Genomic DNA, 23,547 nt, shown 5'->3' with positions numbered 1-23,547 from the left:
GCATCGTCACCCGACGCTCATTACAGCGTCCGATTACACGCCCGGGTTGCCTGGATCATCGCCGAATAGCCCGGCTTGCCCCGGTGCGGCCTGGCCCGGGAAGGTCTGATTCCAGGCCGCGCCGCCCGGCGCCGGTCCGGCCGGCATCGGCAGCCCGAGGTGCGCCCAGGCCGCGGCGGTGGCGATACGGCCGCGCGGGGTGCGGGCCAGCAAACCCTGCCTGACCAGGAACGGTTCGGCGACCTCCTCGACCGTGTCGGTCTCCTCGCCGATGGCGACGGCGAGGGTGGACAGGCCGACCGGGCCGCCGTTGAAAAGGCGTAACAACGCGCCGAGCACGGCCCGGTCCAGCCGGTCGAGGCCGCGCTCGTCCACCTCGTAGACCTCCAACGCGGCCCGCGCTGCGTCGAGGGTGACCCGGCCGTCCCCTCTGACCTGCGCGAAGTCCCGCACGCGGCGCAGCAGCCGGTTGGCGATACGCGGGGTGCCGCGGGAGCGGGAGGCGATCTCCGCGGCGCCTTCGGGCTCGATGTCCACGCCGAGCAGCCGCGCGGAGCGGTGCGCGACCCGTTCCAGGTCCTCGGATTCGTAGAACTCCATGTGCCCGGTGAAGCCGAAGCGGTCGCGCAGCGGGGCGGGAAGCAGGCCGGAGCGGGTGGTCGCGCCGACGAGGGTGAACGGTGGAAGTTCCAAGGGGATGGCGGTCGCGCCGGGGCCCTTGCCGACGATGACGTCGACTCGGTAGTCCTCCATCGCCATGTAGAGCATCTCCTCGGCGGGCCGGGACATCCGGTGGATCTCGTCGAGGAAGAGCACCTCGCCGTCGGCCAGTGAGGAGAGGATGGCGGCCAGATCGCCGGCGTGCTGGATGGCGGGACCCGAGGTGATCCGGATCGGCACGCCGAGCTCGGCGGCGATGATCATCGCGAGGGTGGTCTTGCCGAGCCCGGGCGGGCCGGCCAGCAGGATGTGGTCGGGCGCGGTGCCGCGGCCCTTGGCCGCGTGCAGCACCAGTTCGAGCTGTTCACGCACCTTGCGCTGGCCCACGAAGTCGGCGAGCGACTTGGGGCGCAGCGCCGCCTCGGCGGCGCGCTCGTCGTTGTCCGCGCTCGCGTCCATCAGCCGCGGCTCGTTGGCCATTGCGCTCTCCCCCGCCGGTTATCGCTTCAGGCTGCGCAGTGCGGCGCGCAGCAGGACGGGCAGTTGCGGGCTCTCGCCGCGGGCCTCGGCCTCGGCGGCGACCGGCTCGACGTCGGCGAGCGCGGCCTCGGCGTCCCGGGCGGTCCAGCCGAGGCCGGTCAGGGCTTCGAGCAGCTGGCCGCGCCAGGGCGTGACGCCGGGCGCGGCGCTGCCGGCCGCCGGACCGCCGGAGGCGCCCTGCGCGGCCGCGCCGCTGGGTGCGCCGAGCCGGCCCTTGAGCTCGATCAGCAGCTTCTGCGCGCCTTTCGGCCCGATGCCGGGCACCAGTGTCAGCGCCCTTTGGTCCTGGGTGGCGAAGATGGTGCGCAGCGTGTCCGGGCGGTGTGTGGCCAGCATGGCCTGCGCGAGCCGGGGACCGACTCCGCTGGCGGTCTGCAGCAGCTCGAAGACGGTGCGCTCGTCATCGTCCGCGAAGCCGTAGAGGGTGAGCGAATCCTCACGCACGATCAGACTCGTGGCCAGGCGGGCCTGCTGACCGACCGTCAGCTGCGCGAGCGTGCCGGGCGCGCAGTGCACGAGCAGCCCGACCCCGCCGACCTTGACCACCGCCGCGTCCGGGGCGAGCGCGTCGACCTGGCCCTCGACGAAGGCGATCACGCGGCGCCGCCGGACGCTGGCAGTTTCCGCACGCCGCTCATCTGAAGCCGCCCTTCCGCCGTCCACGTTCCCTGTGCATCGGCACGTTACCGGAGGGCAGCGACACTCCCTGGCGTTGCAGCGCTTCGGCGATCCGATCGGCCGCGCCGCCGCGCCAGACGTGGCAGATCGCGAGGGCGAGCGCGTCGGTGGCGTCGACCGGCTTGGGCGCCTCGGCTAGCTTCAGGATCCTTACCACCATGGCGGCGACCTGTTCCTTCTGCGCCCGCCCGTCACCGGTGATCGCGGCCTTGACCTCGCTCGGCGTGTGCATCGCGACGGGTAGCCCGCGCTTCGCGGCGGCCACCATGGCGATCCCCGCTGCCTGCGCGGTGCCCATGATCGTACGAACGCCCTCCTGCGCGAACATACGCTCCACGGCGACCGCGTCGGGCTTGTACGTGTCCAGCCACTCGCTGATCTGCTCGTCGATCGAGAGCAGTCGCCGGTGGATGGGCTCGTCGGCGGGCGTGCGCACCACTCCGGCGGCCACTATCGACAGCGGCGCGCCGATGCGTCCCTCGACCACGCCGACGCCCATCCGCGTCAGCCCCGGGTCCACGCCGAGGACTCTCACTCGATGCCGATCACTCGGGCGCTTCGATGTTGAGACCGGCCGTCGCGGCCGCCTCCGCAAGGCGTTTGTCGTACGTGATGAACGAACTAACCTCTTCGGCGATGGTCAGCGCGGTGGCGAGATGGATGGCATCGAGCGTGCGCAGCAGCGGGTTCCCGACCGTCGCCGAGGACAGTACGATGTCCGTCGCCATCGGCACGGTCATGATCCGCTGGAGCAGTGAGACGGCGCGTGCCGAAAGCCCGGGGTCTACCCGGTTCACTGCCCGGATCAGTTCCGGGTAGATGAGCGCGGAGGAGACCAGCGGCTCGCCGAGTCTGGTCGTGATGAAGATCGCGAGTTGAGCGGACTCGCGTTCATCCTTCACCAGCTTTGCCGCGGCCGAGGTGTCGAGGTAGAGCATCAGGCGTCCCGCTCCGCGATGACCTCGTCGGCGATGCTGGCGGCGTTGCCCTCGGGAAGCGGCAACAGATCGAGGATCGTTCCGGGCACGGCGGCGGGCACCAGCCGCCCCTCGGCGATCCAGCGGTCTATCGTCGGGTTGCCCGTGACCGTCGGCGGTGGCGGCGTCAGGAAAGCCACCACCTGGCCGCGTTCGGTGATCGGCAGCGACTCGCCGGCCTTCACTCGGCGAAGCACGGCCGTGGTCTGCTGATTGAGCTCTGTGATCGTGACCGGCTCTGGCCCGGTCATAGCCCGCGAACTAGCCATGACCCGAGTCTAGTAGAAAACTAGAAGATCGGCCAGGCTAGCTCGCGCTCGGGCCTACTCTTCGTCGAGCTTGGCCATGATCTCGTCGGGGACGTCGAAGTTGGCGTAGACGTTCTGCACATCGTCGCTGTCCTCGAGCGCGTCGATGAGCTTGAAGATCTTGCGCGCGCCCTCCTCGTCCAGCTGCACCTGCATGGTGGGCATGAACGGGGACTCGGCCGAGTCGTAGTCGATCTTGGCGTCCTGTAGCGCGGTGCGCACCGGGATCAGGTCGCCGGGCTCGGAGATCACCTCGAAGGAGTCGCCGAGGTCGTTGACCTCCTCGGCGCCGGCGTCCAGGACCGCCTCCAGGATCGAGTCCTCGGTCAGCCCGTCGCTCTTGGGCACGATGATCTGGCCCTTGCGGCCGAACAGGTAGGACACCGAGCCGGGGTCGGCCATCGAGCCGCCGTTGCGGGTCATCGCGACGCGCACCTCGGAGGCGGCTCGGTTGCGGTTGTCGGTCAGGCACTCGATCAGCACCGCGACCCCGTTGGGGGCGTAGCCCTCGTACATGATGGTCTGGTAGTCCGCACCGCCGGCCTCGGCCCCGGAGCCGCGCTTGATCGCGCGGTCGATGTTGTCGTTCGGGACCGAGCTCTTCTTCGCCTTCTGAATGGCGTCGTACAGGGTCGGGTTGCCCGCCGGGTCGCCGCCGCCGGTGCGCGCGGCCACCTCGATGTTCTTGATCATCTTCGCGAAGAGCTTGCCGCGCTTGGCGTCGATCACGGCCTTCTTGTGCTTGGTGGTCGCCCACTTGGAGTGGCCGGACATGCCTTCGCTCCTTCTTCCCAAACCCCGTCGTCACGGACTACACGGGAGTCGCCTCACGGACTCGTCGTCACGCCGCCGCGGCCCTGCGCGGCGGCGGGTTCAGCGGGCGGCGCGCGCGATCTGCGCGAAGCGGCCGTGCACGCGCAGGTCCCCGGTGAGCTCCGGATGGAACGAGGTGGCCATCAGCGCGCCTTGCCGAACGGCGACGATCCTACCCGCGCCGGGACCCGCCGTGACCCGCGCCGTGACGCGCACCGCCGGATCGACCTGCTCGACCCACGGCGCGCGGATGAACACCCCGTGCAGGGTTCCGGCCGCGCCGGCCGCGCCCTCCTCGCCCTCGAGGCCGTCGAACTCGATCGGACCCTCGAAGGAGTCGACCTGCCGGCCGAAGGCGTTGCGCCGCACGGTCATCGCGATGCCGCCGAAGGTCTCCTGGCCGGGCGCCGCGTCGAGCACCCGGTCGGCGAGCATGATCATCCCGGCGCAGGAGCCGTAGGCCGGCATGCCGTCGCTGATCCGCTTGCGCACCGGCTCGAACAGCTCGAAGGCTGTGGCGAGCTTCCACATGGCGGTGGACTCGCCGCCCGGGATGACCAGGGCCTCGACCGCGTCGAGCTCGGCGGGGCGGCGCACCGTGACGGCGCGCGCGCCCACCGCTTCGAGCATCGCCAAGTGCTCGCGCACGTCGCCCTGGAGGGCGAGCACGCCGATCGTGACGGGCTGAGAGACCGTCACCAGCCGCGCCCGGCGTAGCGCTCGGACTCGGGCAGGGTGTCGATGTTGATGCCGACCATCGGCTCGCCGAGCCCGCGGGAGACCTTGGCGATCACGTCGGGGTCGTCGTGGAAGGTGGTGGCCTTCACGATCGCCGCGGCGCGCTTGGCCGGGTCGCCGGACTTGAAGATGCCGGAGCCGACGAAGACGCCCTCGGCGCCGAGCTGCATCATCATCGCCGCGTCGGCCGGGGTGGCCAGGCCGCCCGCGGTGAACAGCACGACCGGCAGCTTGCCGGTGGCCGCGACCTCCTTGACGATCTCGTAGGGCGCCTGGAGGTTCTTGGCGGCCAGGAACAGCTCGGACTCGTCGAGGGTGGTCAGCCGGCGGATGTCCGCGCGGATCTGGCGCATGTGCCGGGTGGCCTCGACCACGTTGCCGGTGCCGGCCTCGCCCTTGGAGCGGATCATCGCGGCGCCCTCGGCGATCCGGCGCAGCGCCTCGCCCAGGTTGGTCGCGCCGCACACGAACGGGACGGTGAAGGCCCACTTGTCGATGTGGTGGGTCTCGTCGGCCGGGGTCAGCACCTCGGACTCGTCGATGTAGTCGACGCCGAGCGACTGGAGCACCTGCGCCTCGACGAAGTGGCCGATCCGGGCCTTGGCCATGACCGGGATCGAGACGGCGTTGATGATGCCGTCGATCATGTCCGGGTCGGACATGCGGGCCACACCGCCGTCCTTGCGGATGTCGGCCGGGACGCGCTCGAGCGCCATGACCGCGACCGCCCCCGCGTCTTCGGCGATCTTCGCCTGCTCGGGAGTGACCACGTCCATGATGACGCCGCCCTTGAGCATCTCGGCCATGCCGCGCTTGACGCGGGCGGTGCCGAGCTGCGGGGCCGCGTCGGACTGGCCGGGAGTGGGGTTGGTGGACACAGCTGACCTCGCTCGCGGGTACTCAGGCGTGATGGAGACACATCCATCTTATGACCTGATGAGCACGATCTCGGTTCACGGCCTGTCAGAAGCGTCCCACCTCAGGCTTACGCTGTGCGGAGTGACCTGAGGTAGTGACTCTTACCAGGAAACGCGGGTCTTAGCGGGCGAAGACGGCGGGCGGTTCGTCGTCGATCTCGAAAGTCGGCTTATCGGGAGCGCGACCGGCGAGCCGGAAGTACCGCACTCGGCGATATCCGCGGATCTGGCGTACCGCACGCACCGACTCGTTGTGGAAGCGCCGCGCGAGCTGGACCCTGCGCATGGCCGCGCCGAGCTCCTGGACCAGATCCGCGCCCTCTGGCGTCTCGGCCAGCTGCTTGAGCTCCTCGGGGTCGTCGAACGCTGCGCGCAGGTCGCGGGTGAGCGCCGATTCGGCCGGCTCGCGCTCGTCCTCGGTCGCGATCTGGGCGCTGCGTGCGGCGGTGGCCAGAATGACCGCGGTGGCGACGTCGAGCAGTCCGGAGCGGGCGAGCTCGAGGGTCGCGGCGGAGCGGCGGACCAGTTGCGCGTCGAGGGCCACCCGGGCCGCGTCGAGGCGCACGTGCAGGCGGTCGAGCCGGGTCGCGGTCCAGCTGAGGTAGAGGCCGAACAGCAGGATGAGAACCGCGGCCAGGACGACGATCTCGGTGTACTGGGTCAGGACGAGCTTCACCGCTGGCTCCTATCGGAGTCGGGCTGCGGTTCATCGCGCCGGCCGCCGCTGGCGCGGTCGCCGTCGCCGCTGCTGCCACTGCCACCGCCGCTACCACTGCCGCTGTTGCTGCCACTGCCACCCAGGCCGAAGCCGCCGAGGCTGCCGAAATTTCCAAGCGCGCTGAATCTCGCGGTCCCGGAACGCGCGGCGCCGGTGCGGGTCTGGCTAGTGCGCGTGCTGACCTGCGCGGTGGATTCGGTGACCATCTCGTAGACGGAGAGGATGTCGGCGGCGACCACCGACCAGTCGTACTTCCGCACGCACCGGGTGGCCTCGTCGCGCAGCGCGTCGCGGCGGGCCGGATCGGCCAGCAGCCCGAGTGCGGCCTGAGCGAGGGCCGCCGCGTCGCTGTTGGGGAACATCTGCCCGGCCGAGCCGCCCTCGAGCACCAGCGAGAACGCGTCGAGATCGGTGGCCAGCACCGGAGCGCCGGCGCTCATCGCCTCGACCAGGATGATGCCGAAGGACTCCCCCCCGGTGTTCGGCGCACAGTAGATGTCCACCGAGCGCAGCAGCTGCGCCTTCTCCTCGTCGCTGATCATGCCGAGGAAGGTCACGTTGTCGCGCACCTCGTCGGGCAGGGCTTCCGCCGCCTCCTCGGTGTCGCCGCGGCCGGCGACCAGCAGCCTGGTCGCGGGGCGGGCGGCGACGATCGCGGGGAAGGCTTCGAGCAGCACCGGCAGGCCCTTGCGCGGCTCGTCGATGCGCCCGATGAAGCCGATCGTGCCGCCCTTGCCGTCCGGACCGTCATCGCCGTCCGGGGTGGTCCAGTCGGGCCGGGACAGCGCGTCCGCGAAGTAGGCGACGTCCACGCCGTTGGGGATCACGACCGCGTCGCCGCCCAGATGCTCGACGAGGGTGCGCCGGGCGTACTCGCTGACTGCGATGCGCGCGTTGATCTTCTCCAGGGCCGGCTGGAGGATCGGGTAAGCCGCGGTCATCGCGCGGGAGCGCGGGTTGGCGGTGTGGAAGGTCGCGACCATCGGCACGGTGGCGGCCCAGCACGCCAGTAGCGAGAGCGAGGGCGTGCCCGGCTCGTGCAGGTGTACGACGTCGAATGCGCCCTCGTGCAGCCAGCGGCGGACGCGCGCGGCGGACAGGAACCCGAAGTTCAGGCGCGCGACCGAGCCGTTGTAGGGCACCGGCACGGCGCGGCCGGCTGAGACGACGTAGGGCGGGACCGGCGTGTCGTCGTCGGCCGGCGCGAGGACGGAGACCTCGTGGCCGAGGCCGATCAGGTGCGCGGCCAGGTCGCGGACGTGGAACTGCACGCCGCCCGGCACGTCCCAGGCGTAGGGGCAGACGATCCCGATTCTCATCGCGTCGGCTTTTTCACGGTGCCTGCTCGGCAGGCTTCGGCGCCTTGGCCGGATCCAGGTCGGCCAGCCAGAGCTTCTGCAGCATGTGCCAGTCGGCCGGATGCTCGCCGATGCCCTGCTCGAAGACGTCGACCAGCGCCTGGCACATCGCCGCGATCTTCTCCTCGCGGCTGCCCGTCTCCGGCACCTCGATCTTCGGGTGCACCTTGGCCTGCTGGTAGCCGGTCTCGTACCAGAGCGTGACCGGCATCAGCGCCGCCCCGGTCGCGATGGCCAGCGCGGCGGGCCCGGCCGGCAGCTTGGTGGTCTCGCCGAAGAACTGAACCGGCACGCCCCGGTCGGTCAGATCGCGCTCGGCCACCAGGCAGACGAGGCCGCCGGCCCTGAGTCGCCGGACCAGGCCGAGGAAGGTGTTCTGGCCGCCGGTCAGCGGCAGCACCTCCATGCCGATCGACTCGCGGTAGGCGACGAAGCGCTCGAACAGCCGCTCCGGCTTGAGGCGTTCAGCGACCGTGGTGAAGCCGTCGCAGTGGTGGGCCGCCCAGGCGCCCGCGTGGTCCCAGTTGCCCATGTGCGGCAGGGCGAGGATCACGCCCTTGCCGGCGGCGTACTCCTTGTCCAGGAGGTCCTGCCCGTCGACCGGGAAGGTGGCGTCGACCCGCTCCTGCGACCAGGTTTCGAGCCGGAAGGTGTCGCACCAGTACCGCAGGTAGTTGCGCATCGCCTGCTTGGAGACCGCGCGGACACGTTCGGAACTCGCCTCGGGCCCGAGCACGCGGGCCAGGTTGCGTTCCAACTGGGTGACGCCCTTGCCCCGTTTGGCCCAGACGCGGTCGGCTACCCGCTCGAACAGCCGGTACGCGGTTCGCTCCGGCAGCCGCTTGACCACGCCCCAGCCGAACGCGTAGAGGCGGTAAGTCGCCTCGTCCCTCAGTTTGCTCATTCGCTCGTCGCCTCCGCGATCGGCTCACCCGGCGCGGCCGGGCTGTCAGGACTGGCGGGGCTGGCAGAACTGGCCGGGCCGGCCGGGCCGACGGCCATGGCCTGCTTGCGCACGTGCAGGACGCGTTGCACCACGGTGGCCGTCGACCCGATCGCCAGCCCCCACAGCGCGATCGCCTGGATGAACGGAACGCCGAGGCCGGCCAGGCCGGTGGCGACCAGCGAGCCGACCAGCCGCTCGCCGCGCTCGACGAGGCCCACCGAGCAGTCGTAGCCGAGCGATTCGGCCTTGGCCCGCGCGTACGAGGTGATGGCGCCGGAGACCAGGCAGACCAGGGCGAGCACGAACATCCACCGGTCGCGCACCCCGGCGAAGTAGTAGGCCAGTCCGCCGAAGATCGCCGCGTCGCCGAAGCGGTCCATGGTGGCGTCGAGGAAGCCGCCCCACTTGGACACCCGCCCGGCCAGCCGGGCCATGGTGCCGTCGAGCAGGTCGGAGAAGATGAAGGAGGTCACCGCGACGGTGCCCCAGAAGAACTGTCCGCGCGGGAAGAGCGCGAGCGCCGAGACGACCACGCCGAGCGTGCCGACGAGGGTGACCGTGTCGGGTCCGACCCCGCGCCGCAGCAGGAACTGCGCGGTGGGGGTGAGCACGCGGGTGAAGAACGCCCGCGCGTAGCGGTTCAGCATCGAAGTCCCAGCGTCGTCGGCAGCGCGTGGGGCGCTGCGTACGGTGCACGTTTCCAGGCGGCGCGACCCAAGGCGATGGCACAGGGCCGCGGACCGCGGCGCCCATCGTATTGGGTGCGCGGGCCGCGATCGTGCCCGGCCCGCAAGTGCCTCTGGTCCGTGACGGATGCGATAACACGCGACCGGGTGTGGCGTATCGCGGGACGTCCCGTCGAGTGGAAGGCTTGAAGAGGACTTGTCGGGCGCTTCGAAGAGGAGTTGTCTGCAAGGAAAACCTGAACACTGCGTTACGCACGGATCACGGGATCGGATCGGCCCGATGCAGCCGGCCGCCTGATCAGTGCGGACGCGGCCAGTACTCGCCGGGAGGATACCGATGTCCGAGAAGAAGGATGCGAACCGCGGCGGCAGGGATGCGAAGGCGCCGGTGGCCGAGCGGCCGGAGTCCGTCCGCAACGTGGTCCTGGTCGGGCACACCGGCGCCGGGAAGACGACCCTGGTCGAGTCGCTGCTCGCGGCGACCGGGACGATCGGGCGGCCCGGGCGGGTGGAGGACGGTTCGACGGTCACCGACTGCGACGACATCGAGCACCGGCTCGGCCGCTCGGTGAGCCTGGGGCTCGCGCCGCTGGAGTTCGGCGGGATCAAGGTCAATCTGCTGGACGCGCCGGGTTACGCGGACTTCGTCGGCGACCTGCGCGCGGGGCTGCGGGCCGCGGACGCCGCGTTGTTCGTGGTGTCGGCGGCGGACGGCGTGGACGGCGCGACGCAGCTGCTGTGGGAGGAGTGCGCGGCGGTGGGCATGCCGCGCGCGGTCGTGGTGACGAAGCTGGACAGCCCGCGGGCGGATTTCGACGAGACCGTGGCGATCTGCCAGCGGGTCTTCGGGGACGGGGTGCAGCCGCTGTATCTGCCGCTGCTGGACGACCACGAGCAGGTCGGCGGGGTGATGGGCCTGCTCTCCGAGCGGATTTACGACTACACCGGCGGGCAGCGCGCGGAGAACGAGCCGGATCCGGAGCACCTGGAGCTGATCGAGGGGCCGCGTAACGCGCTGATCGAGGGGATCATCGCGGAGAGCGAGGACGAGTCCCTGATGGACCGTTACCTCGGCGGCGAGCAGATCGACGTCAAGGTGCTGATCGATGACTTGGAGACCGCGGTGGCGCGCGGGCACTTCTATCCGGTGCTGCCGATGGGCGCGGTCTCGCACGACGCCGAGGACGGGGCGGTACGGGTCGGCACGATCGAGCTGCTCGAGCTGGTGACGAAGGCGTTCCCGGCGCCCGGCGAGCACCTGATCCCGGCGGTGACCACGCCGGACGGCGCGCCGAAGGCGCCGCTGGAGTGCGACCCGAACGGGCCGCTGGTGGCCGAGGTGGTCAAGACGACCTCGGACCCGTACGTCGGGCGGATCTCGCTGGTGCGGGTGTTCTCCGGGACGCTGCGCCCGGAGCAGCCGGTGCACGTGTCGGGGCACGGCCGGGCCGAGCGCGGGCATCCGGACCACGACGTGGACGAGAAGGTCGGCGCGCTGTCCTGCCCGCTGGGCAAGGTGCAGCGCACGGTGCAGCAGGCGGTGGCCGGGGACATCGTGGCGGTCGCGAAGCTGGCGCACGCGGAGACCGGTGACACGCTCTCGGCGAAGGACGACCCGGCGCTGATGGAGCCGTGGGTGATGCCGGTTCCGCTGCTGCCGGTGGCGGTGCTGGCGAAGGCGAAGTCGGACGAGGACAAGCTCGGGCAGGCGCTGGGCCGGCTGGTGGCCGAGGACCCGACGCTGCGCCTGGAGATCAACCCGGAGACGCATCAGCTGGTGCTGTGGTGCATGGGTGAGGCACACCGGGATGTCGTGCTCGATCGGTTGTCGACGCGGTACAGCGTCGCGGTGGACACGGTGCCGTACCGGATCTCGCTGCGGGAGACGTTCACGGCCAAGGCGACCGGGCACGGACGGCATGTGAAGCAGTCCGGCGGCCATGGCCAGTACGCGATCTGCGACATCGAAGTCGAGCCGCTGCCCAACGGCGGGGGCTTCGAGTTCGTGGACAAGGTGGTCGGCGGCGCGGTACCGCGGCAGTTCATCCCGTCGGTGGAGAAGGGCGTGCGCACCCAGCTGGAGCGGGGCGTGTTCGCCGGTTACCCGCTGGTCGACGTGCGGGTGACGTTGTTCGACGGCAAAGCGCACTCGGTGGACTCCTCCGACATGGCGTTCCAGACGGCCGGCGCGCTGGCGCTCAAGGAGGCGGCGGCGAAGATCACCGGCGCGCTGCTGGAGCCGGTGGACGCGGTGGAGATCAGCGTCGCGGACGAGTTCGTCGGCGCGGTGATGGGCGACCTGTCCGGGCGGCGCGGCCGGGTGCTGGGCACGGAGCCGGATTCGGCCGGGCGCACGCTGGTGCGCGCCGAGGTGCCGGAGACCGAGCTGTCGCGCTACCCGGTGGAGCTGCGCTCGCTGTCGCACGGCACCGGCGTCTTCACGCGCGGCTACCTGCGGCACGAGGCGATGCCACCGCAGGTCGCCGCGAAGTTCATGGCCGAGGCCTCGTCCTCGTCCTGATCGTCAGCCCCGGTCCTCGGCCCGGCTCCTCAGCCCTGGTCGTCAGAACTCCGCGGCGATCCGGGTGCACCGGCCGTTCCGGTCGCACCCGGCCCGCAGCGTGCGCACCCGGGCCGCGTCGCCGAGCGGGAACACGACCAGTCCGGAGAACTCGACCGGTTCGCCGGGGTGCGCGCGCAGGCGCTCGGTGAGCAGCTCGTATTCGTCGACCGGTTCGTCGCCAAGGTCGGTGAAGTCGGTCAGCGCGGATTCGTCGAGCAGGCACACGTGGCCTGACGGCGCGTCGAAGCCGGACGCCAGCGTCTCCCAACGCTCCGGTTCGGCGTCGGCGAGACGCAGTTCGAGCCCTGACGCGTCTGCGGATACCTGATACTCGCCGGGCGGCAGCGCGAGGTCGAGCGGCTTCGCGTCGCCGAACAGCGCGCTGGGATCGCCGACGATCAGTCGGCCGGTGGGCAGCGCGAGCGTGGCGTGCATGGGGATGGATCTTAGGAGGCGTCCGAGGTCGCGGGCCAATGCCGCGCCAGCAGCTCGCGGGTGTCCGCGAGCAGTTGCGGCAGCACCCGGGTGCGGCCGATCACCGGCATGAAGTTCGCGTCGCCGCCCCAGCGCGGCACGATGTGCTGGTGCAGGTGCGCGGCGATTCCGGCGCCGGCGACGGTGCCCTGGTTCATGCCCAGGTTGAAGCCGTGCGGGTTGGAGGCGGCACGCAGCGCGGCCATGCCCTGCTTGGTGAACGCGGCGAGCTCCGCGGTCTCGTCCAGCGTCAGGTCCGTGTAGTCCGCGACGTGCCGGTACGGGCAGATGAGCAGGTGGCCGGGGCTGTACGGATAGAGATTGAGAACGGCGTAGACGAGCTTGCCGCGTTCGACGATCAATCCCGCCGCGTCGCTGAGGGTGGGCACCCGGCAGAACGGGCAGTCGTCGCCGGCCTCGGAACTCTCCGGCTTGTTCTCGCCCTTGATGTAGGCCATGCGGTGCGGCATCCACAGCCGCTCGACGTCGTCGGGGACGCCGGGACCGTCGGGCTGTCCGTCGCCGGCGCCCGCACCGAAGCTGTCTGCGCCGTCCCGAACGCCTGACTGTTGCTCGGTCTGCATCCGCGCGTCCATAGCGGCCAGCATATTGGGTGCGCCTGGCGGCCGGTCACGACCACGACGGGTTGTGACCGGCCCTCAAGGTGCCAACGCGGTAGTGAGCGATGCGGATCAGCGCCGCTCGCGCACCGCCGCCACGATCTCGGCGACGGCCTCGTCGACCGGGACGCCGTTCTTCTGCTCGCCGCTGCGGTAACGGAACGAGACGGCGCCCTTGGCGGCGTCCTCGTCTCCGGCCAGCAGCATGTAGGGCACCTTGGCCTTCTGCGCGTTGCGGATCTTCTTCTGCATCCGGTCGTCGGACGCGTCCACCTCGACCCGAATGCCCTGAGCACGCAGTTTGGCGGCGATCTCGTCGAGGTAGGCCACGTGCGCGTCGGTGATCGGGATGCCGGTCACCTGCACCGGGGCGAGCCAGGCCGGGAACGCGCCCGCGTAGTGCTCCAGCAGGATCGCGAAGAAGCGCTCGATCGAGCCGAACAGCGCGCGGTGGATCATCACCGGCTGGTGGCGGGCGCCGTCCGCGCCGGTGTACTCAAGGCCGAAGCGCTCGGGCTGGTTGAAGTCGACCTGGATGGTGGACAGCTGCCAGGTGCGCCCGATCGCGTCCCTGGCCTGCACCGAGATCTTCGGCCCGTAGAACGCGGCGCCGCCCGGGTCGTCGACCAGCTCGAGCTCCTGCTTGAGCGCGGCCTGGCGCAGCGCCTCGGTGGCCTCGGCCCAGGCCTCGTCGGTGCCGATCGACTTCTCCGGGTCGCGGGTGGACAGCTCAAGGTAGAAGTCGTTCAGGCCGTAGTCGCGCAGCAGATTCAGCACGAAGGTGAGCAGGCTGTCCAGCTCGCCGGGCATCTGCTCCACGGTGCAGTAGATGTGCGCGTCGTCCTGGGTGAAGCCGCGGGCGCGGGTCAGGCCGTGCACGACGCCCGACTTCTCGTACCGGTACACCGTCCCGAACTCGAACAGCCGCAGCGGCAGCTCACGGTAGGAACGGCCGCGCGCGTCGAAGATCAGGTTGTGCATCGGGCAGTTCATGGGCTTCATGTAGTACTTGACGCCCTCGTCCAGCTCCATGGGCGGGTACATGCCGTCGGCGTACCAGTCCAGGTGGCCGGAGGTCTCGTAGAGCGTGCCCTTGGTGGTGTGCGGGGTGTAGACGAACTCGTAGCCCGCTTCCTCGTGCCGGCGGCGGGAGTACTCCTCCATCGCCATGCGCACGGTGCCGCCCTTGGGGTGGAAGACCGCGAGGCCGGAGCCGATCTGGTCCGGGATCGAGAACAGGTCCAGTTCGGTGCCCAGCTTGCGGTGATCGCGCTTCTCCGCCTCGGCGAGGAAGTCCAGGTGCGCCTTGAGGGCGTCCTTCGACTCCCACGCGGTGCCGTAGATCCGCTGCAGCTGCGGGTTCTTCTCGCTGCCGCGCCAGTACGCGGCGGCCGAGCGCATCAGCTTGAACGCCGGGATGTTGCGGGTGGTCGGCAGGTGCGGGCCCCGGCACAGGTCCTTCCAGCACAGCTCGCCGGACTTCGGGTCGAGGTTGTCGTAGATGGTCAGCTCGCCCGCGCCCACCTCGGCGGAGGCCCCTTCGGCGGCGTTGGCCGCGGAACCCTTGAGCCCGATCAGCTCCAGCTTGAACGGCTCGCCGGACAGCTCCTCGCGCGCCTCGTCGTCGGTGACGGCGCGGCGGGAGAAGCGCTGGCCCTGCTTGACGATCGCCTGCATGCGCTGCTCGATGGTCTTCAGGTCCTCCGGGGTGAAGGGCCGCTCGACCTGGAAGTCGTAGTAGAAGCCGTCCTTGATCGGCGGGCCGATGCCCAGCTTGGCCTCCGGGAAGACCTCCTGCACCGCCTGCGCCATCACGTGCGCGGTGGAGTGGCGCAGGATCGCGCGCCCGTCCTCGGAGTCGATGGCCACAGGCGCGACCACGTCGCCGTCGGCCAGCGGCCTGGCGAGGTCGACCAGCACGCCGTCCGCCGAACCTGAGCCGGAGCCCGGCGCGTACAGGCGGGCGGCGATGTTGGAGCGGTCTCCGGCGAACTCCGCGGCGAAAAGGTCGCCGACGGTCGTGCCCGCAGTGACCGTCCGCTCGGCCCGTTCGGCTTGGCGGTCGATGGTCACCCGGATCTCGGACACCGTGGTCTCCTTGTTCGTCTGCTGAACTTCGTCGGCTTCAGGCGCGGCGCGGACATGCGCTGCTCTGCACGATCGTACCGACCGCGGCGGCCCAGGCATGACCGCATTTCCGGGCGGCGTGCGGCACCTGGCGGCCAATCGCAGGCCACCTCGCGTTCACCGGCCGGGGCTATGTTCGGAGCGTGGCCGTGACCGTGGGGGCACCTGTAGGCACTGAACTGGCGGCGAGCGGGGTTGGGAACGGCGGGCAGCAGAATCGCCGCAGTACCCCTTTCCGCCTGGCGGCGTGGACGGTGGCGGTCGGGCTGGCGCTAGGGGCGCTGCTCGGAGCCACGGTCAGCGCGTTTACCGCAGCGCGGGATGGCACGGAGAGCGTGGCGCAGCACGCGCGCATCGCGTCGGACGCCTCGGACCTCTACTTCAGCCTCTCCGACCTCGACGCCGAGGCCGCTCGTCTGGTGCTGCTGGGCAACGGCGCCGATCCCGGCACGGGCGCGTTGGACCACGCCGGTGACCAGATCGCGGCGCTGGACGCGTACAACCAGCGCACGGCGCAGGTCGACGCGGATCTTCGGCAGCTGGCCGGCGAGGACCAGAGCGCCGCCCCGGTGACCGCGCTGACCGGCGGGGTGACGCAGTATCACCAGATCGCCGACGCGGCGATCGCGCTCGACCAGACGGCGCCGAGCGCACTGCCCGACACGATGGGCGCGCCGTCCGGGCAGCCCGCCGCAGCCGCGATCGGTTACTACGCGCGCGCCACGACGTTGATGCAGAGTCGGCTGCTGCCCGAGGCCCGCGCACTGCGCGACGAGACCTCGAACGCGCTTTCAGATGCCGCTTCCTCCGCGCATCTGGCTGGAATCATCGGCGCGAGCGCGGTCGGCGCCATGGGGCTGCTGGCGCTCGTGCTGGCGTCGCGGATGCACCGGCGGCTGCGGTTGTGGTTCCGTCGCACGCTCAATCCCGGCATCGTCGTGGCGCTGCTGGTCGCGCTCGGGTTGGCGATCGGAAGCCTGTTCGCGCTGATGGCGACCGCGCGAGATGCATCGGCCGCTGGGGCGCGATTCACGGACTACCTCGCGGTGACCCGTGCGCGCGCCGCGAGTTACGACGTAGACGGTGCGGTAACGCGCTACTTGCTGATGCCGGACACCACCGATCAGCAGCTGACGAAGGCGCTGTCGACCGCGAACGGAGAGCTGACCGGTCTCGGCTCGGCGGGCACGGAGGCGGCCGCGCGCTGGAAACTGATCGTCCAGGCCCCGCAGGGCGACATTCCCGCGATCATCGGCCGGTCGGATATTTCCACCGCGCTGGCCCGCGACACCGGGACGGCCCGCGGCGATGAGGCCTTCGATTTCTATTACTACGACTCGGCGCTGGTGAAGCTGTCGGACGACCGGCACGCCGCCTTCGACACCGCGATGGCCTCCGCGCGCTCGGACCTGGCCGGCTGGTCGTGGCTGCCTTGGTCGCTGGTCGCGGCGGCCTTGCTCGCGCTCGGTTTCGGTGTGTGGCCGCGCTTCGGCGAGTACCGCTAGGGTCGTGCGCCCGCCCCGGCGAGGGCCGGTCGCCACTGAACCCACAAGTGCCGCAGGGCCGTGTACGTAGACGGATACACAGGCTTACGATGGGCTACGAAACGATGGCCAAACGGGGAAAATGCCAATTTGATCATCCTGGATTGGGGTGACGCGCGGTGGGTGTCGAGATCGCGATCGCCGTGGTGGCCGTGGCGGCGCTGATCGGTCGTCCGCGGTTCCGGATCGTGCGGCAGTTCGAGCGGGGCGTGGTGTTCCGCTGGGGGAAGGTGCTCGGCCGGCCGCGCGAGGCCGGGATCGCCATGCTGGTGCCCTTCTCCGACAAGCTGGTCCGGGTCAACACGCAGATCGTGACGCTGCCGGTGCCCGCGCAGGAGGGCATCACCCGGGACAACGTGACGGTGCGGGTCGACGCGGTGGTGTACTTCCGGGTGATCGACCCGGTGCGGGCGCTGGTCGAGGTGCAGGACTACCAGTTCGCGATCGGGCAGGTCGCGCAGACCTCGCTGCGGTCGATCATCGGCAAGTCCGAGCTCGACGACCTGCTGACCAACCGCGAGCCGCTGAACCAGGGCCTGGCGCTGATGCTGGACTCGCCGGCGGTCGGCTGGGGCATCCACATCGACCGGGTGGAGATCAAGGACGTCGCGCTGCCCGAGTCGATGAAGCGCACGATGGCCCGTCAGGCGGAGGCGGACCGGGAGCGGCGCGCCCGCATCATCACCGCGGACGGCGAGCTTCAGGCGTCGAAGAAGCTGGCGCAGGCGGCCGACGTGATGTCGGACAGCCCGGCGGCGTTGCAGCTGCGGCTGCTGCAGACGATGGTCGAGGTGGCCTCGGAGAAGTCCTCGACGGTCATCCTTCCGTTCCCGGTGGAGCTGCTGCGCTTCCTGGAGCACTCGTCGCTGCCGCACGCCGAGCGGGCCGCCGAGGCCCGGGCCGCGAACAAGGGCCGCAACCGCGCCGTCGTCGAGGCGGAAGAGGCGGCCGGTCTGACCGAGGCCGTCAAGCCGGAGGAGATCGAGGCCGCGGACGTCCCGGAGCTGCCCGAGGTGGCCGCGGTTCCGGAGAACGCGGACACACCCGACCCGATCGAGGACGAACTCAACCGGGCCCAGGCAGAGGCGCAGTCGGACGGCGCGCAGCCGCAGCGTCTCTGAACCCTTCGAACGGCTGAAGAAGCCGCAGAAGCAGCGGCCGGACAGGCGACAGCAGCATCAGGGCAGTGTGTTAGCAGCATCAGGGCACCGTTCCGGCGCTTTCGCGTCGTGACGCGGTGCCCTGGCGCTGCCGGTCATCCGCCGGTCGGGCTGTTGCGCAGGTAGTCGAGCACGACCGGATCGATCTTGCCCTCGACCAGGCGCATCTCCAGGTTCTCCCGGCCGCCCCAGTTGCCCAGCGCCTTGCCCAGCTCGCCGGTGAAACCACGCTCGGACAGCAAGGCGGAGACCTCGGCCGCGAGGTCACCCTCCAGCACGAGTAGCTCATCGGGGTCGGGCTTGCCGAACAGCAGGTCGTGCACATCCAGCAGCCGGGCCAGCTCGGCCACCGGCTCCTCGTGGTCGTCGACGCGCAGATCGACCAGGACGTCGCTGCCGTCGTACCCCTCCCCCGCGGCCACCACGTACAGCGCCGCGCTCTGCTTGCCGCGGCTGTCGCCGCCGACCTTGTCCCCGGCCGTCAGCGCCGCCAACAGCCTGCGGGCCAGCGGCCCGCGCGGGTCGGAGGCCAGCCACGCCTCCTCCATCAGCGCCACCACCCGCGAGCCGGCCAGGATGTTGCCCTGGATCGCATAGCCGTATCCGGTCGCGCCGCCCGCCCAGGGCAGGCAGCCGGGACCGGTGTACGTCGCGGCCTGGCCTTCCGCGTCGACGACGCCGAGCTGCCGTTCCGCGGCCAGATCGTCCGCGCCGGTCAGCGCCTCGACCGTCTCTTTCGCGCTTTTGCCTTCCGCCAGCAGCCGCAGCCCCGCGTCCTTGTAGCGCAGGTTCGCCAGGGCCTGGGTGGCCAGGGCGCCGCCCGGCCGGCCTTCGCGGGTGACCGCGGCGGCCGGGACCATGGCGCCGACGGCGAGGAACTTGGAGGCCACCGCGACGCCGAAGTGCCGGCCGTCTGTGCTGCGGGCGACTATGGAGAAGGTCATGCGCTCAGTTTTCCAAGACCGGCAGCAATTCCGGAAGATGGCCGTCGAATCGTGCCCCGGTCGCGACCCGCTCTTCGGACACGTCGCCGTAGGTCGTACTCCGCTGACGGGTGGGCCGGCCGGCGGCGGCGGCAATCTCCTTGATTTCGTGTACTGACTTATAGCTGCCGTAGGAGGAGCCGGCCATGCGCGAGATGGTCTCCTCCATCAGCGTGCCGCCGAGGTCGTTGGCGCCGCTGCGCAGCATCTCGGCCGCGCCGTCGGGGCCGAGCTTGACCCAGCTGGTCTGGATGTTGGGGATCAGCGGGTGCAGCAGCAGCCGGGCCATCGCGGTGACGGCCCGGTTCTCGGCCATGGTCGGCCCGGGTCGGGCGATGCCGGCGAGGTATACCGGGGCGTTGGTGTGCACGAAGGGCAGGGTCACGAACTCGGTGAAGCCGGCGTGGCCGCGTTCGAGGTTGCGGCGCTGCATCGCGGCGAGCAGGCGCAGGTGGCCGACCCAGTGCCGCGGCTCGTCCACGTGGCCGTACATCATCGTGGAGGAGGAGCGCACGCCGAGGCTGTGCGCGGTCTCCACGATTTCCACCCACGCGGCAGCCGGCAGCTTGCCCTTGGTCAGGACCCAGCGGACTTCGTCATCGAGGATCTCAGCCGCGGTACCCGGAATCGTGTCGAGTCCCGCGTCACGCGCTGCAGTAAGCCAGTCCCGGATCGACATCCCCGTCCGGGTAGCCCCATTCGCGACCTCCATAGGCGAGAAGGCGTGTACGTGCATGCCGGGGACGCGTTCCTTCACCGCACGCGCGATGTCGAAGTACGCGGTACCGGGCAGGTCGGGATGGATACCGCCCTGCATACACACCTCGGTGGCGCCTACGTCCCACGCCTGCTGTGCACGGTCGGCGACTTGGTCGAGGGAGAGTGTGTAGGCGTCGGCATCGGTGCGGCGCTGAGCGAAGGCGCAGAACCGGCAGCCGGTGTAGCAGACATTGGTGAAATTGATGTTCCGCGTGACGAGGAAGGTGACCTCCTCCCCCACCGTCGCACGACGCAGATCGTCCGCGATGCGGCACAGTTCGTCGAGCGCGGCCGCGTGTTCCGGCGTGGCGTGCTGAGCGGTGTCGAACAACGCGAGCGCCTGATCGTCCGTCAGGCGGGTCGGATCGTCGGCCGCGACGGACAGCGCCGCGCGCACCTCACCGTCCAGACGGATCGGCGCGCCTCGGTCCTTCCCGCCGCCCTTTACCGCTACACTCCCCCGCCTCACCGTCTGGCGCAGCTCTTCCCAGTCCCCGTACACCGCGTCGAAGTCGCCGCGCCGGTCTCCGCTGCGCCCCTCCGTGTCGATCGCCGTATGCAGGTCCGTCCGGCCATTCGCACTGAGTACCGCCTCGGGCTCCTGCCACGGGCGCCCCTCGACCACCGCGTCCTCGTCGGCGAGCCCAGTCGCGGGATCGACGAGCGCGCGCACGTGCGGTACCAGGCGCGGATCGAGCCACGGCTCGCCGCGCTTGACGAATTCCGGATAGATCGTCAGTCGTTCACGCAGGGTGAATCCGAGGTCGGCTGTCCTCGCCGCAAGTTCCTCGATGTGCGGCCACGGGCGTTCCGGGTTGACGTGATCCGGGGTCAGCGGGGAGACGCCACCCCAGTCGTCGATCCCGGCGTTGATCATCTGAGCGTATTGTTCGCCCACCAGGTTCGGCGGGGCCTGGATGCGCGCGGCCGGGCCGAGGATCAGCCGGGCAGTGGCAATCGTCGCCGCCAGCTCGTCCAGATCGGCATCGGCGGCCCGCCGCATCGCCGTGTCCGGCTTCGCGCGGAAGTTCTGAATGATGATCTCTTGAATGCCCTGGTACTGCCGCTGCACGCGCCGGATCGCGAACAGCGCGTCCGCCCTCTCCGCGAAGGTCTCCCCGATCCCAATCAGCAGCCCAGTCGTGAACGGCACGTTCGACCGTCCCGCGTCCTCCAGCACCCGCAGCCGCACCGCCGGTTCCTTGTCGGGCGAGCCGTAGTGCGGGCCGCCGGGCTCGGACCACAGCCGCGTCGCGGTCGTCTCCAGCATCATGCCCATCGAGGGCGCGACCGGCTTGAGTCGCTGGAAGTCCGTCCAGGTTAGTACGCCGGGGTTCAGGTGCGGCAGCAGTCCCGTTTCCTCGAGCACGCGCACCGCCATGGCGCGCACGTAGGCGAGCGTGTCGTCGTAGCCGTGGGCGTCAAGCCACTCGCGCGCTTCCGGCCAACGGTCCTCCGGCCGGTCGCCCAACGTGAAGAGCGCTTCCTTACAGCCGAGTGCCGCGCCCTTACGCGCGATGTCCAGCACCTCGTCCGGCGACAGGTACATACCATGGCCTTCACGCCGCAGCTTGCCGGGGATGGTGACGAAGGTGCAGTAACCGCAGCGATCGCGGCACAGCCGGGTAAGCGGTATGAAGACCTTGCGCGAGTAGGTGATGATGCCCGGACGCCCCGCCTGCTCAAGCCCCGCGTCGCGCACGCGTGCCGCAACGCTTGATAGCGCCGTCAGATCGTCCCCACGTGCCTGAAGCAGCACCTCAGCCTCAGCCAGATCCAGGGCCACTCCTTGCTCGGCGCGGTGCAGCGCCCGCCGCATCCCCGTTTGCGTCGGTACGTGCCGCTGCTCAACCATCCGCGCCTCCACGCTCGCGCCCGCCGCCCGTGACGAGGCGGCCGTGCTGTGCCGTGCCCATGCCCTCATGCGAACCCGGGCACGGCTCCTATCCTTCCCTGTCTCGCCAACCACATGATCAGCCGGGTACACCCGCCTACTGCACCTTTGGGTGTGACTCGCCCCGTCGAGTTACCCTGAACGACGTCTCAACCAGGGAGTGATCAATGGCGATCAGCGTGTTCGACCTGTTCTCGATCGGCATCGGGCCGTCGAGTTCACACACGGTCGGACCGATGCGGGCCGCGCGCATGTTCGCGCGCAGGCTCAAGTCAGAGGGGCTGCTCGCCCAGGCCGCGGCGGTGCGTGCGGAGCTGTTCGGGTCGCTCGGTGCGACCGGTCACGGGCACGGCACGCCGCGCGCGGTGCTGCTCGGCCTGGAGGGTAATTCGCCGCGCACGGTCGACCTGGAGCAGGCCGACGCGGACGTCGCGCGGATCAGGCAGACCGGCCGGCTGCGGCTCCTCGGCCACGAGCTCGGCACGGCGCACGAGATCGCGTTCGACGAGCAACAGCAGCTGATCCTGCATCGCAGGCGCGCGCTCCCGTACCACGCGAACGGCATGACGCTCTGCGCGTACGACGCCGCCGGGCTTCCGCTGCTGGAAAAGACGTACTACTCGGTGGGCGGCGGCTTCGTCGTCGACGAGGACAAGATCGGAGCCGACCGCGTCGTACCGGACGACACCGTCCTGCGTCACCCCTTCCGCACCGGCGAGGAACTGCTGCGGCTGACCCGCGAGACCGGCCTGTCGATCTCCGCGCTGATGCTGGAGAACGAGCTGGCCTGGCGCAGCGAGGCGCAGATCCGGACCGGCTTGCTGGAGATCTGGCACGTCATGCGCGACTGCGTTGAACGTGGCATGTCGCGAGAGGGCATCCTGCCGGGTGGCCTCAAGGTGCGCCGCAGGGCAGCGATCGCGGCGAGGGCGCTGAGGGCTGAGGGCACGACCCCGGCGAACGCGATGGAGTGGGTCACGCTCTACGCGATGGCAGTCAACGAGGAGAACGCGGCAGGCGGCCGCGTGGTAACCGCCCCGACAAACGGAGCGGCAGGCATCATCCCGGCGGTCCTGCACTACTACACGACATTCATCCCCGGCGCGGACGACGAGGGCATCATCCGCTTCCTGCTCGCGGCGGGCGCGATCGGCATGCTCTACAAGGAGAACGCGAGCATCTCCGGCGCCGAGGTCGGCTGCCAGGGCGAGGTCGGCTCGGCCTGTTCGATGGCCGCCGGCGGCCTGGCTGAGGTGCTGGGCGCGAGCCCCGAGCAGGTCGAGAACGCGGCCGAGATCGGCATGGAGCACAACCTCGGCCTCACCTGCGACCCGGTCGGCGGCCTGGTCCAGATCCCATGCATCGAGCGCAACGGCATGGCCGCGGTCAAGGCCGTCACCGCCGCCCGCATGGCCCTGCGCGGCGACGGCCGCCATCACGTCTCTCTCGACAAGGTCATCAAGACCATGAAGGAGACCGGCGCCGACATGAAGATCAAGTACAAGGAGACCTCCCGCGGCGGCCTCGCGGTCAACGTCATCGAGTGCTAGGCAAAGAGGCCCGATCTGCGCCCTTCGAGTGCGACTGGTTGACAGGCGAGGCGGCGGAGCGCCGGGGCAGTGGCACGCACTCCGTAATACCGGGTGTTACGCTGGCCGCATGGCTGTCAAGCGTTTCAGTGTGTCCACGGACGAAGAGACACACGCCGCGATCAGGGCTCACGCGGAGGCGCAGGGGCTGGATGTCTCCGCGTATCTGATGGTGGCCGCACGCCTGTTGATGGCGCAGGACGACCTGGTGACCGCACGGTTCGCGGATGTGGACGCGGCCATCGCTGCGGCCGAGTCCGGCCCGGAGGCTCCCGCCTTGCCGTTGAACGAGGAGGAGGCAGCGGCCGTGGACCGGTTCCTGGACGAACTCGTCGGCCCGCCCAAGGGCCAGAGCGTCGCGTGAGCACGGTCTTCGTCTACGACACGGGCATGCTCATCGGCCTTGAGCAAGGCGACAAGGCGTCGCTCGCGTTTCACCAGCGGCTCGTCGCCCGCGAGGAACTGCATCCGCCGATCATCCCGCTCCCCGTGCTG

Annotated in this window: 21 protein-coding genes and 1 pseudogene; 5 read left to right on the top strand and 17 right to left on the bottom strand. The window is 70.3% G+C overall.

The window, feature by feature from the left end; genetic code table 11:
- Positions 1–33: 33 nt before the first annotated feature.
- The 12 genes and pseudogenes from ruvB to pgsA all read right to left on the bottom strand — a co-directional run bounded on the left by ruvB (position 34) and on the right by pgsA (position 9,300).
- Positions 34–1,140, bottom strand: coding sequence for a Holliday junction branch migration DNA helicase RuvB (gene ruvB / locus VFA06_RS17025; RefSeq protein ID WP_324841573.1), 1,107 nt, complete (start codon positions 1,138–1,140; stop codon positions 34–36).
- 18 nt (positions 1,141–1,158) lie between these two features.
- Complete coding sequence (ruvA, locus tag VFA06_RS17020) at positions 1,159–1,797, bottom strand: Holliday junction branch migration protein RuvA (RefSeq protein WP_324841572.1); 639 nt, start codon at positions 1,795–1,797, stop codon at positions 1,159–1,161.
- 37 nt (positions 1,798–1,834) lie between these two features.
- Positions 1,835–2,413 carry a crossover junction endodeoxyribonuclease RuvC gene (gene ruvC, locus VFA06_RS17015; RefSeq protein WP_349260218.1) on the bottom strand — a complete coding sequence of 193 codons (579 nt, stop codon included), beginning with the start codon at positions 2,411–2,413 and terminating at the stop codon, positions 1,835–1,837.
- A 10-nt stretch (positions 2,414–2,423) separates the two neighbouring features.
- Positions 2,424–2,816, bottom strand: a complete 393-nt coding sequence (locus tag VFA06_RS17010) for a type II toxin-antitoxin system VapC family toxin (RefSeq protein WP_324841570.1) — start codon at positions 2,814–2,816, stop codon at positions 2,424–2,426.
- Entirely contained in the window at positions 2,816–3,124 is a 309-nt protein-coding gene (locus VFA06_RS17005; protein ID WP_324841569.1) for a hypothetical protein, read from the bottom strand. Before VFA06_RS17005 ends, VFA06_RS17010 begins: the two co-directional genes overlap by 1 nt.
- A 54-nt stretch (positions 3,125–3,178) precedes the next feature.
- The gene (locus VFA06_RS17000) at positions 3,179–3,937 is read right to left on the bottom strand and encodes a YebC/PmpR family DNA-binding transcriptional regulator (RefSeq protein ID WP_324841568.1); all 759 of its coding nucleotides are present in this window, start codon (positions 3,935–3,937) and stop codon (positions 3,179–3,181) included.
- Between the two features lie 99 nt (positions 3,938–4,036).
- The gene (gene pdxT, locus VFA06_RS16995) at positions 4,037–4,675 is read right to left on the bottom strand and encodes a pyridoxal 5'-phosphate synthase glutaminase subunit PdxT (protein WP_324841567.1); all 639 of its coding nucleotides are present in this window, start codon (positions 4,673–4,675) and stop codon (positions 4,037–4,039) included.
- The gene (gene pdxS, locus VFA06_RS16990) at positions 4,672–5,592 is read right to left on the bottom strand and encodes a pyridoxal 5'-phosphate synthase lyase subunit PdxS (protein WP_324841566.1); all 921 of its coding nucleotides are present in this window, start codon (positions 5,590–5,592) and stop codon (positions 4,672–4,674) included. The genes pdxT and pdxS overlap by 4 nt, the downstream gene beginning before the upstream one ends.
- A gap of 160 nt (positions 5,593–5,752) precedes the next feature.
- Positions 5,753–6,307, bottom strand: coding sequence for a hypothetical protein (locus VFA06_RS16985; protein ID WP_324841565.1), 555 nt, complete (start codon positions 6,305–6,307; stop codon positions 5,753–5,755).
- A gap of 167 nt (positions 6,308–6,474) precedes the next feature.
- Positions 6,475–7,668: pseudogene (locus VFA06_RS16980) on the bottom strand (glycosyltransferase family 4 protein); the annotation flags it as partial.
- A gap of 13 nt (positions 7,669–7,681) precedes the next feature.
- Positions 7,682–8,611 carry a phosphatidylinositol mannoside acyltransferase gene (locus VFA06_RS16975; RefSeq protein ID WP_324841563.1) on the bottom strand — a complete coding sequence of 310 codons (930 nt, stop codon included), beginning with the start codon at positions 8,609–8,611 and terminating at the stop codon, positions 7,682–7,684.
- The gene (gene pgsA, locus VFA06_RS16970) at positions 8,608–9,300 is read right to left on the bottom strand and encodes a phosphatidylinositol phosphate synthase (protein ID WP_324841562.1); all 693 of its coding nucleotides are present in this window, start codon (positions 9,298–9,300) and stop codon (positions 8,608–8,610) included. Before pgsA ends, VFA06_RS16975 begins: the two co-directional genes overlap by 4 nt.
- Positions 9,301–9,676: 376 nt before the next feature.
- Between pgsA and VFA06_RS16965 the strand changes: the two genes are divergently transcribed.
- Positions 9,677–11,860, top strand: coding sequence for an elongation factor G-like protein EF-G2 (locus VFA06_RS16965; protein WP_324841561.1), 2,184 nt, complete (start codon positions 9,677–9,679; stop codon positions 11,858–11,860).
- 42 nt (positions 11,861–11,902) lie between these two features.
- Here VFA06_RS16965 and VFA06_RS16960 read toward each other — a convergent pair whose 3' ends face one another.
- From VFA06_RS16960 to thrS, 3 genes are all read right to left on the bottom strand, one after another.
- Positions 11,903–12,337 carry a hypothetical protein gene (locus VFA06_RS16960; protein ID WP_324841560.1) on the bottom strand — a complete coding sequence of 145 codons (435 nt, stop codon included), beginning with the start codon at positions 12,335–12,337 and terminating at the stop codon, positions 11,903–11,905.
- Between the two features lie 11 nt (positions 12,338–12,348).
- Positions 12,349–12,972, bottom strand: coding sequence for an HIT family protein (locus VFA06_RS16955; protein ID WP_324841559.1), 624 nt, complete (start codon positions 12,970–12,972; stop codon positions 12,349–12,351).
- Positions 12,973–13,068: 96 nt separating this feature from the next.
- Positions 13,069–15,084, bottom strand: coding sequence for a threonine--tRNA ligase (gene thrS / locus VFA06_RS16950; protein WP_324841558.1), 2,016 nt, complete (start codon positions 15,082–15,084; stop codon positions 13,069–13,071).
- A gap of 182 nt (positions 15,085–15,266) precedes the next feature.
- Here thrS and VFA06_RS16945 point away from each other — a divergent pair, with 182 nt between their 5' ends.
- Together VFA06_RS16945 and VFA06_RS16940 are read left to right on the top strand one after the other, a co-directional pair.
- Positions 15,267–16,628, top strand: a complete 1,362-nt coding sequence (locus tag VFA06_RS16945; RefSeq protein WP_324841557.1) for a hypothetical protein — start codon at positions 15,267–15,269, stop codon at positions 16,626–16,628.
- 170 nt (positions 16,629–16,798) lie between these two features.
- Positions 16,799–17,788 (top strand): slipin family protein, encoded by a 990-nt coding sequence (locus VFA06_RS16940; RefSeq protein WP_349260221.1) that lies wholly within the window; start codon positions 16,799–16,801, stop codon positions 17,786–17,788.
- 134 nt (positions 17,789–17,922) lie between these two features.
- Here the strand turns inward: VFA06_RS16940 and VFA06_RS16935 are convergent, their stop codons facing one another.
- Positions 17,923–18,771: a DUF1028 domain-containing protein gene (locus tag VFA06_RS16935; protein WP_324841555.1), complete on the bottom strand. Its 849-nt coding sequence runs from the start codon at positions 18,769–18,771 to the stop codon at positions 17,923–17,925.
- A 4-nt stretch (positions 18,772–18,775) separates the two neighbouring features.
- On the bottom strand, positions 18,776–21,424 hold the full coding sequence (locus VFA06_RS16930) for a bifunctional FO biosynthesis protein CofGH (protein WP_324841554.1): 2,649 nt from the start codon (positions 21,422–21,424) through the stop codon (positions 18,776–18,778).
- 206 nt (positions 21,425–21,630) lie between these two features.
- On the opposite strand from VFA06_RS16930, the gene VFA06_RS16925 reads away from it, so the two are divergent.
- Together VFA06_RS16925 and VFA06_RS16920 are read left to right on the top strand one after the other, a co-directional pair.
- Positions 21,631–23,013, top strand: a complete 1,383-nt coding sequence (locus VFA06_RS16925; RefSeq protein WP_324841553.1) for an L-serine ammonia-lyase — start codon at positions 21,631–21,633, stop codon at positions 23,011–23,013.
- Between the two features lie 109 nt (positions 23,014–23,122).
- Positions 23,123–23,416, top strand: a complete 294-nt coding sequence (locus VFA06_RS16920; RefSeq protein ID WP_324841552.1) for a hypothetical protein — start codon at positions 23,123–23,125, stop codon at positions 23,414–23,416.
- Positions 23,417–23,547: the final 131 nt, after the last annotated feature.

It is taken from the genome of Actinocrinis sp., from assembly GCF_035653575.1.
Lineage (GTDB): Bacteria > Actinomycetota > Actinomycetes > Streptomycetales > Catenulisporaceae > Actinocrinis.
Note: the sequence above shows the minus strand (reverse complement) of the source record. Positions and strands in the feature narration are given on the sequence as shown.

Excerpts from the sequence above, each read along its gene's own strand:
- ruvB (WP_324841573.1), bottom strand. The coding sequence starts at position 1,140 with ATGGCCAACGAGCCGCGGCTGATGGACGCGAGCGCGGACAACGACGAG.
- VFA06_RS17010 (WP_324841570.1), bottom strand. The coding sequence starts at position 2,816 with ATGCTCTACCTCGACACCTCGGCCGCGGCAAAGCTGGTGAAGGATGAA.
- VFA06_RS17005 (WP_324841569.1), bottom strand. The coding sequence starts at position 3,124 with ATGGCTAGTTCGCGGGCTATGACCGGGCCAGAGCCGGTCACGATCACA.
- VFA06_RS17000 (WP_324841568.1), bottom strand. The coding sequence starts at position 3,937 with ATGTCCGGCCACTCCAAGTGGGCGACCACCAAGCACAAGAAGGCCGTG.
- VFA06_RS16975 (WP_324841563.1), bottom strand. The coding sequence starts at position 8,611 with ATGAGCAAACTGAGGGACGAGGCGACTTACCGCCTCTACGCGTTCGGC.
- pgsA (WP_324841562.1), bottom strand. The coding sequence starts at position 9,300 with ATGCTGAACCGCTACGCGCGGGCGTTCTTCACCCGCGTGCTCACCCCC.
- VFA06_RS16965 (WP_324841561.1), top strand. The coding sequence starts at position 9,677 with ATGTCCGAGAAGAAGGATGCGAACCGCGGCGGCAGGGATGCGAAGGCG.
- VFA06_RS16960 (WP_324841560.1), bottom strand. The coding sequence starts at position 12,337 with ATGCACGCCACGCTCGCGCTGCCCACCGGCCGACTGATCGTCGGCGAT.
- VFA06_RS16955 (WP_324841559.1), bottom strand. The coding sequence starts at position 12,972 with ATGGACGCGCGGATGCAGACCGAGCAACAGTCAGGCGTTCGGGACGGC.
- VFA06_RS16935 (WP_324841555.1), bottom strand. The coding sequence starts at position 18,771 with ATGACCTTCTCCATAGTCGCCCGCAGCACAGACGGCCGGCACTTCGGC.
- VFA06_RS16930 (WP_324841554.1), bottom strand. The coding sequence starts at position 21,424 with ATGGTTGAGCAGCGGCACGTACCGACGCAAACGGGGATGCGGCGGGCG.
- VFA06_RS16925 (WP_324841553.1), top strand. The coding sequence starts at position 21,631 with ATGGCGATCAGCGTGTTCGACCTGTTCTCGATCGGCATCGGGCCGTCG.
- VFA06_RS16920 (WP_324841552.1), top strand. The coding sequence starts at position 23,123 with ATGGCTGTCAAGCGTTTCAGTGTGTCCACGGACGAAGAGACACACGCC.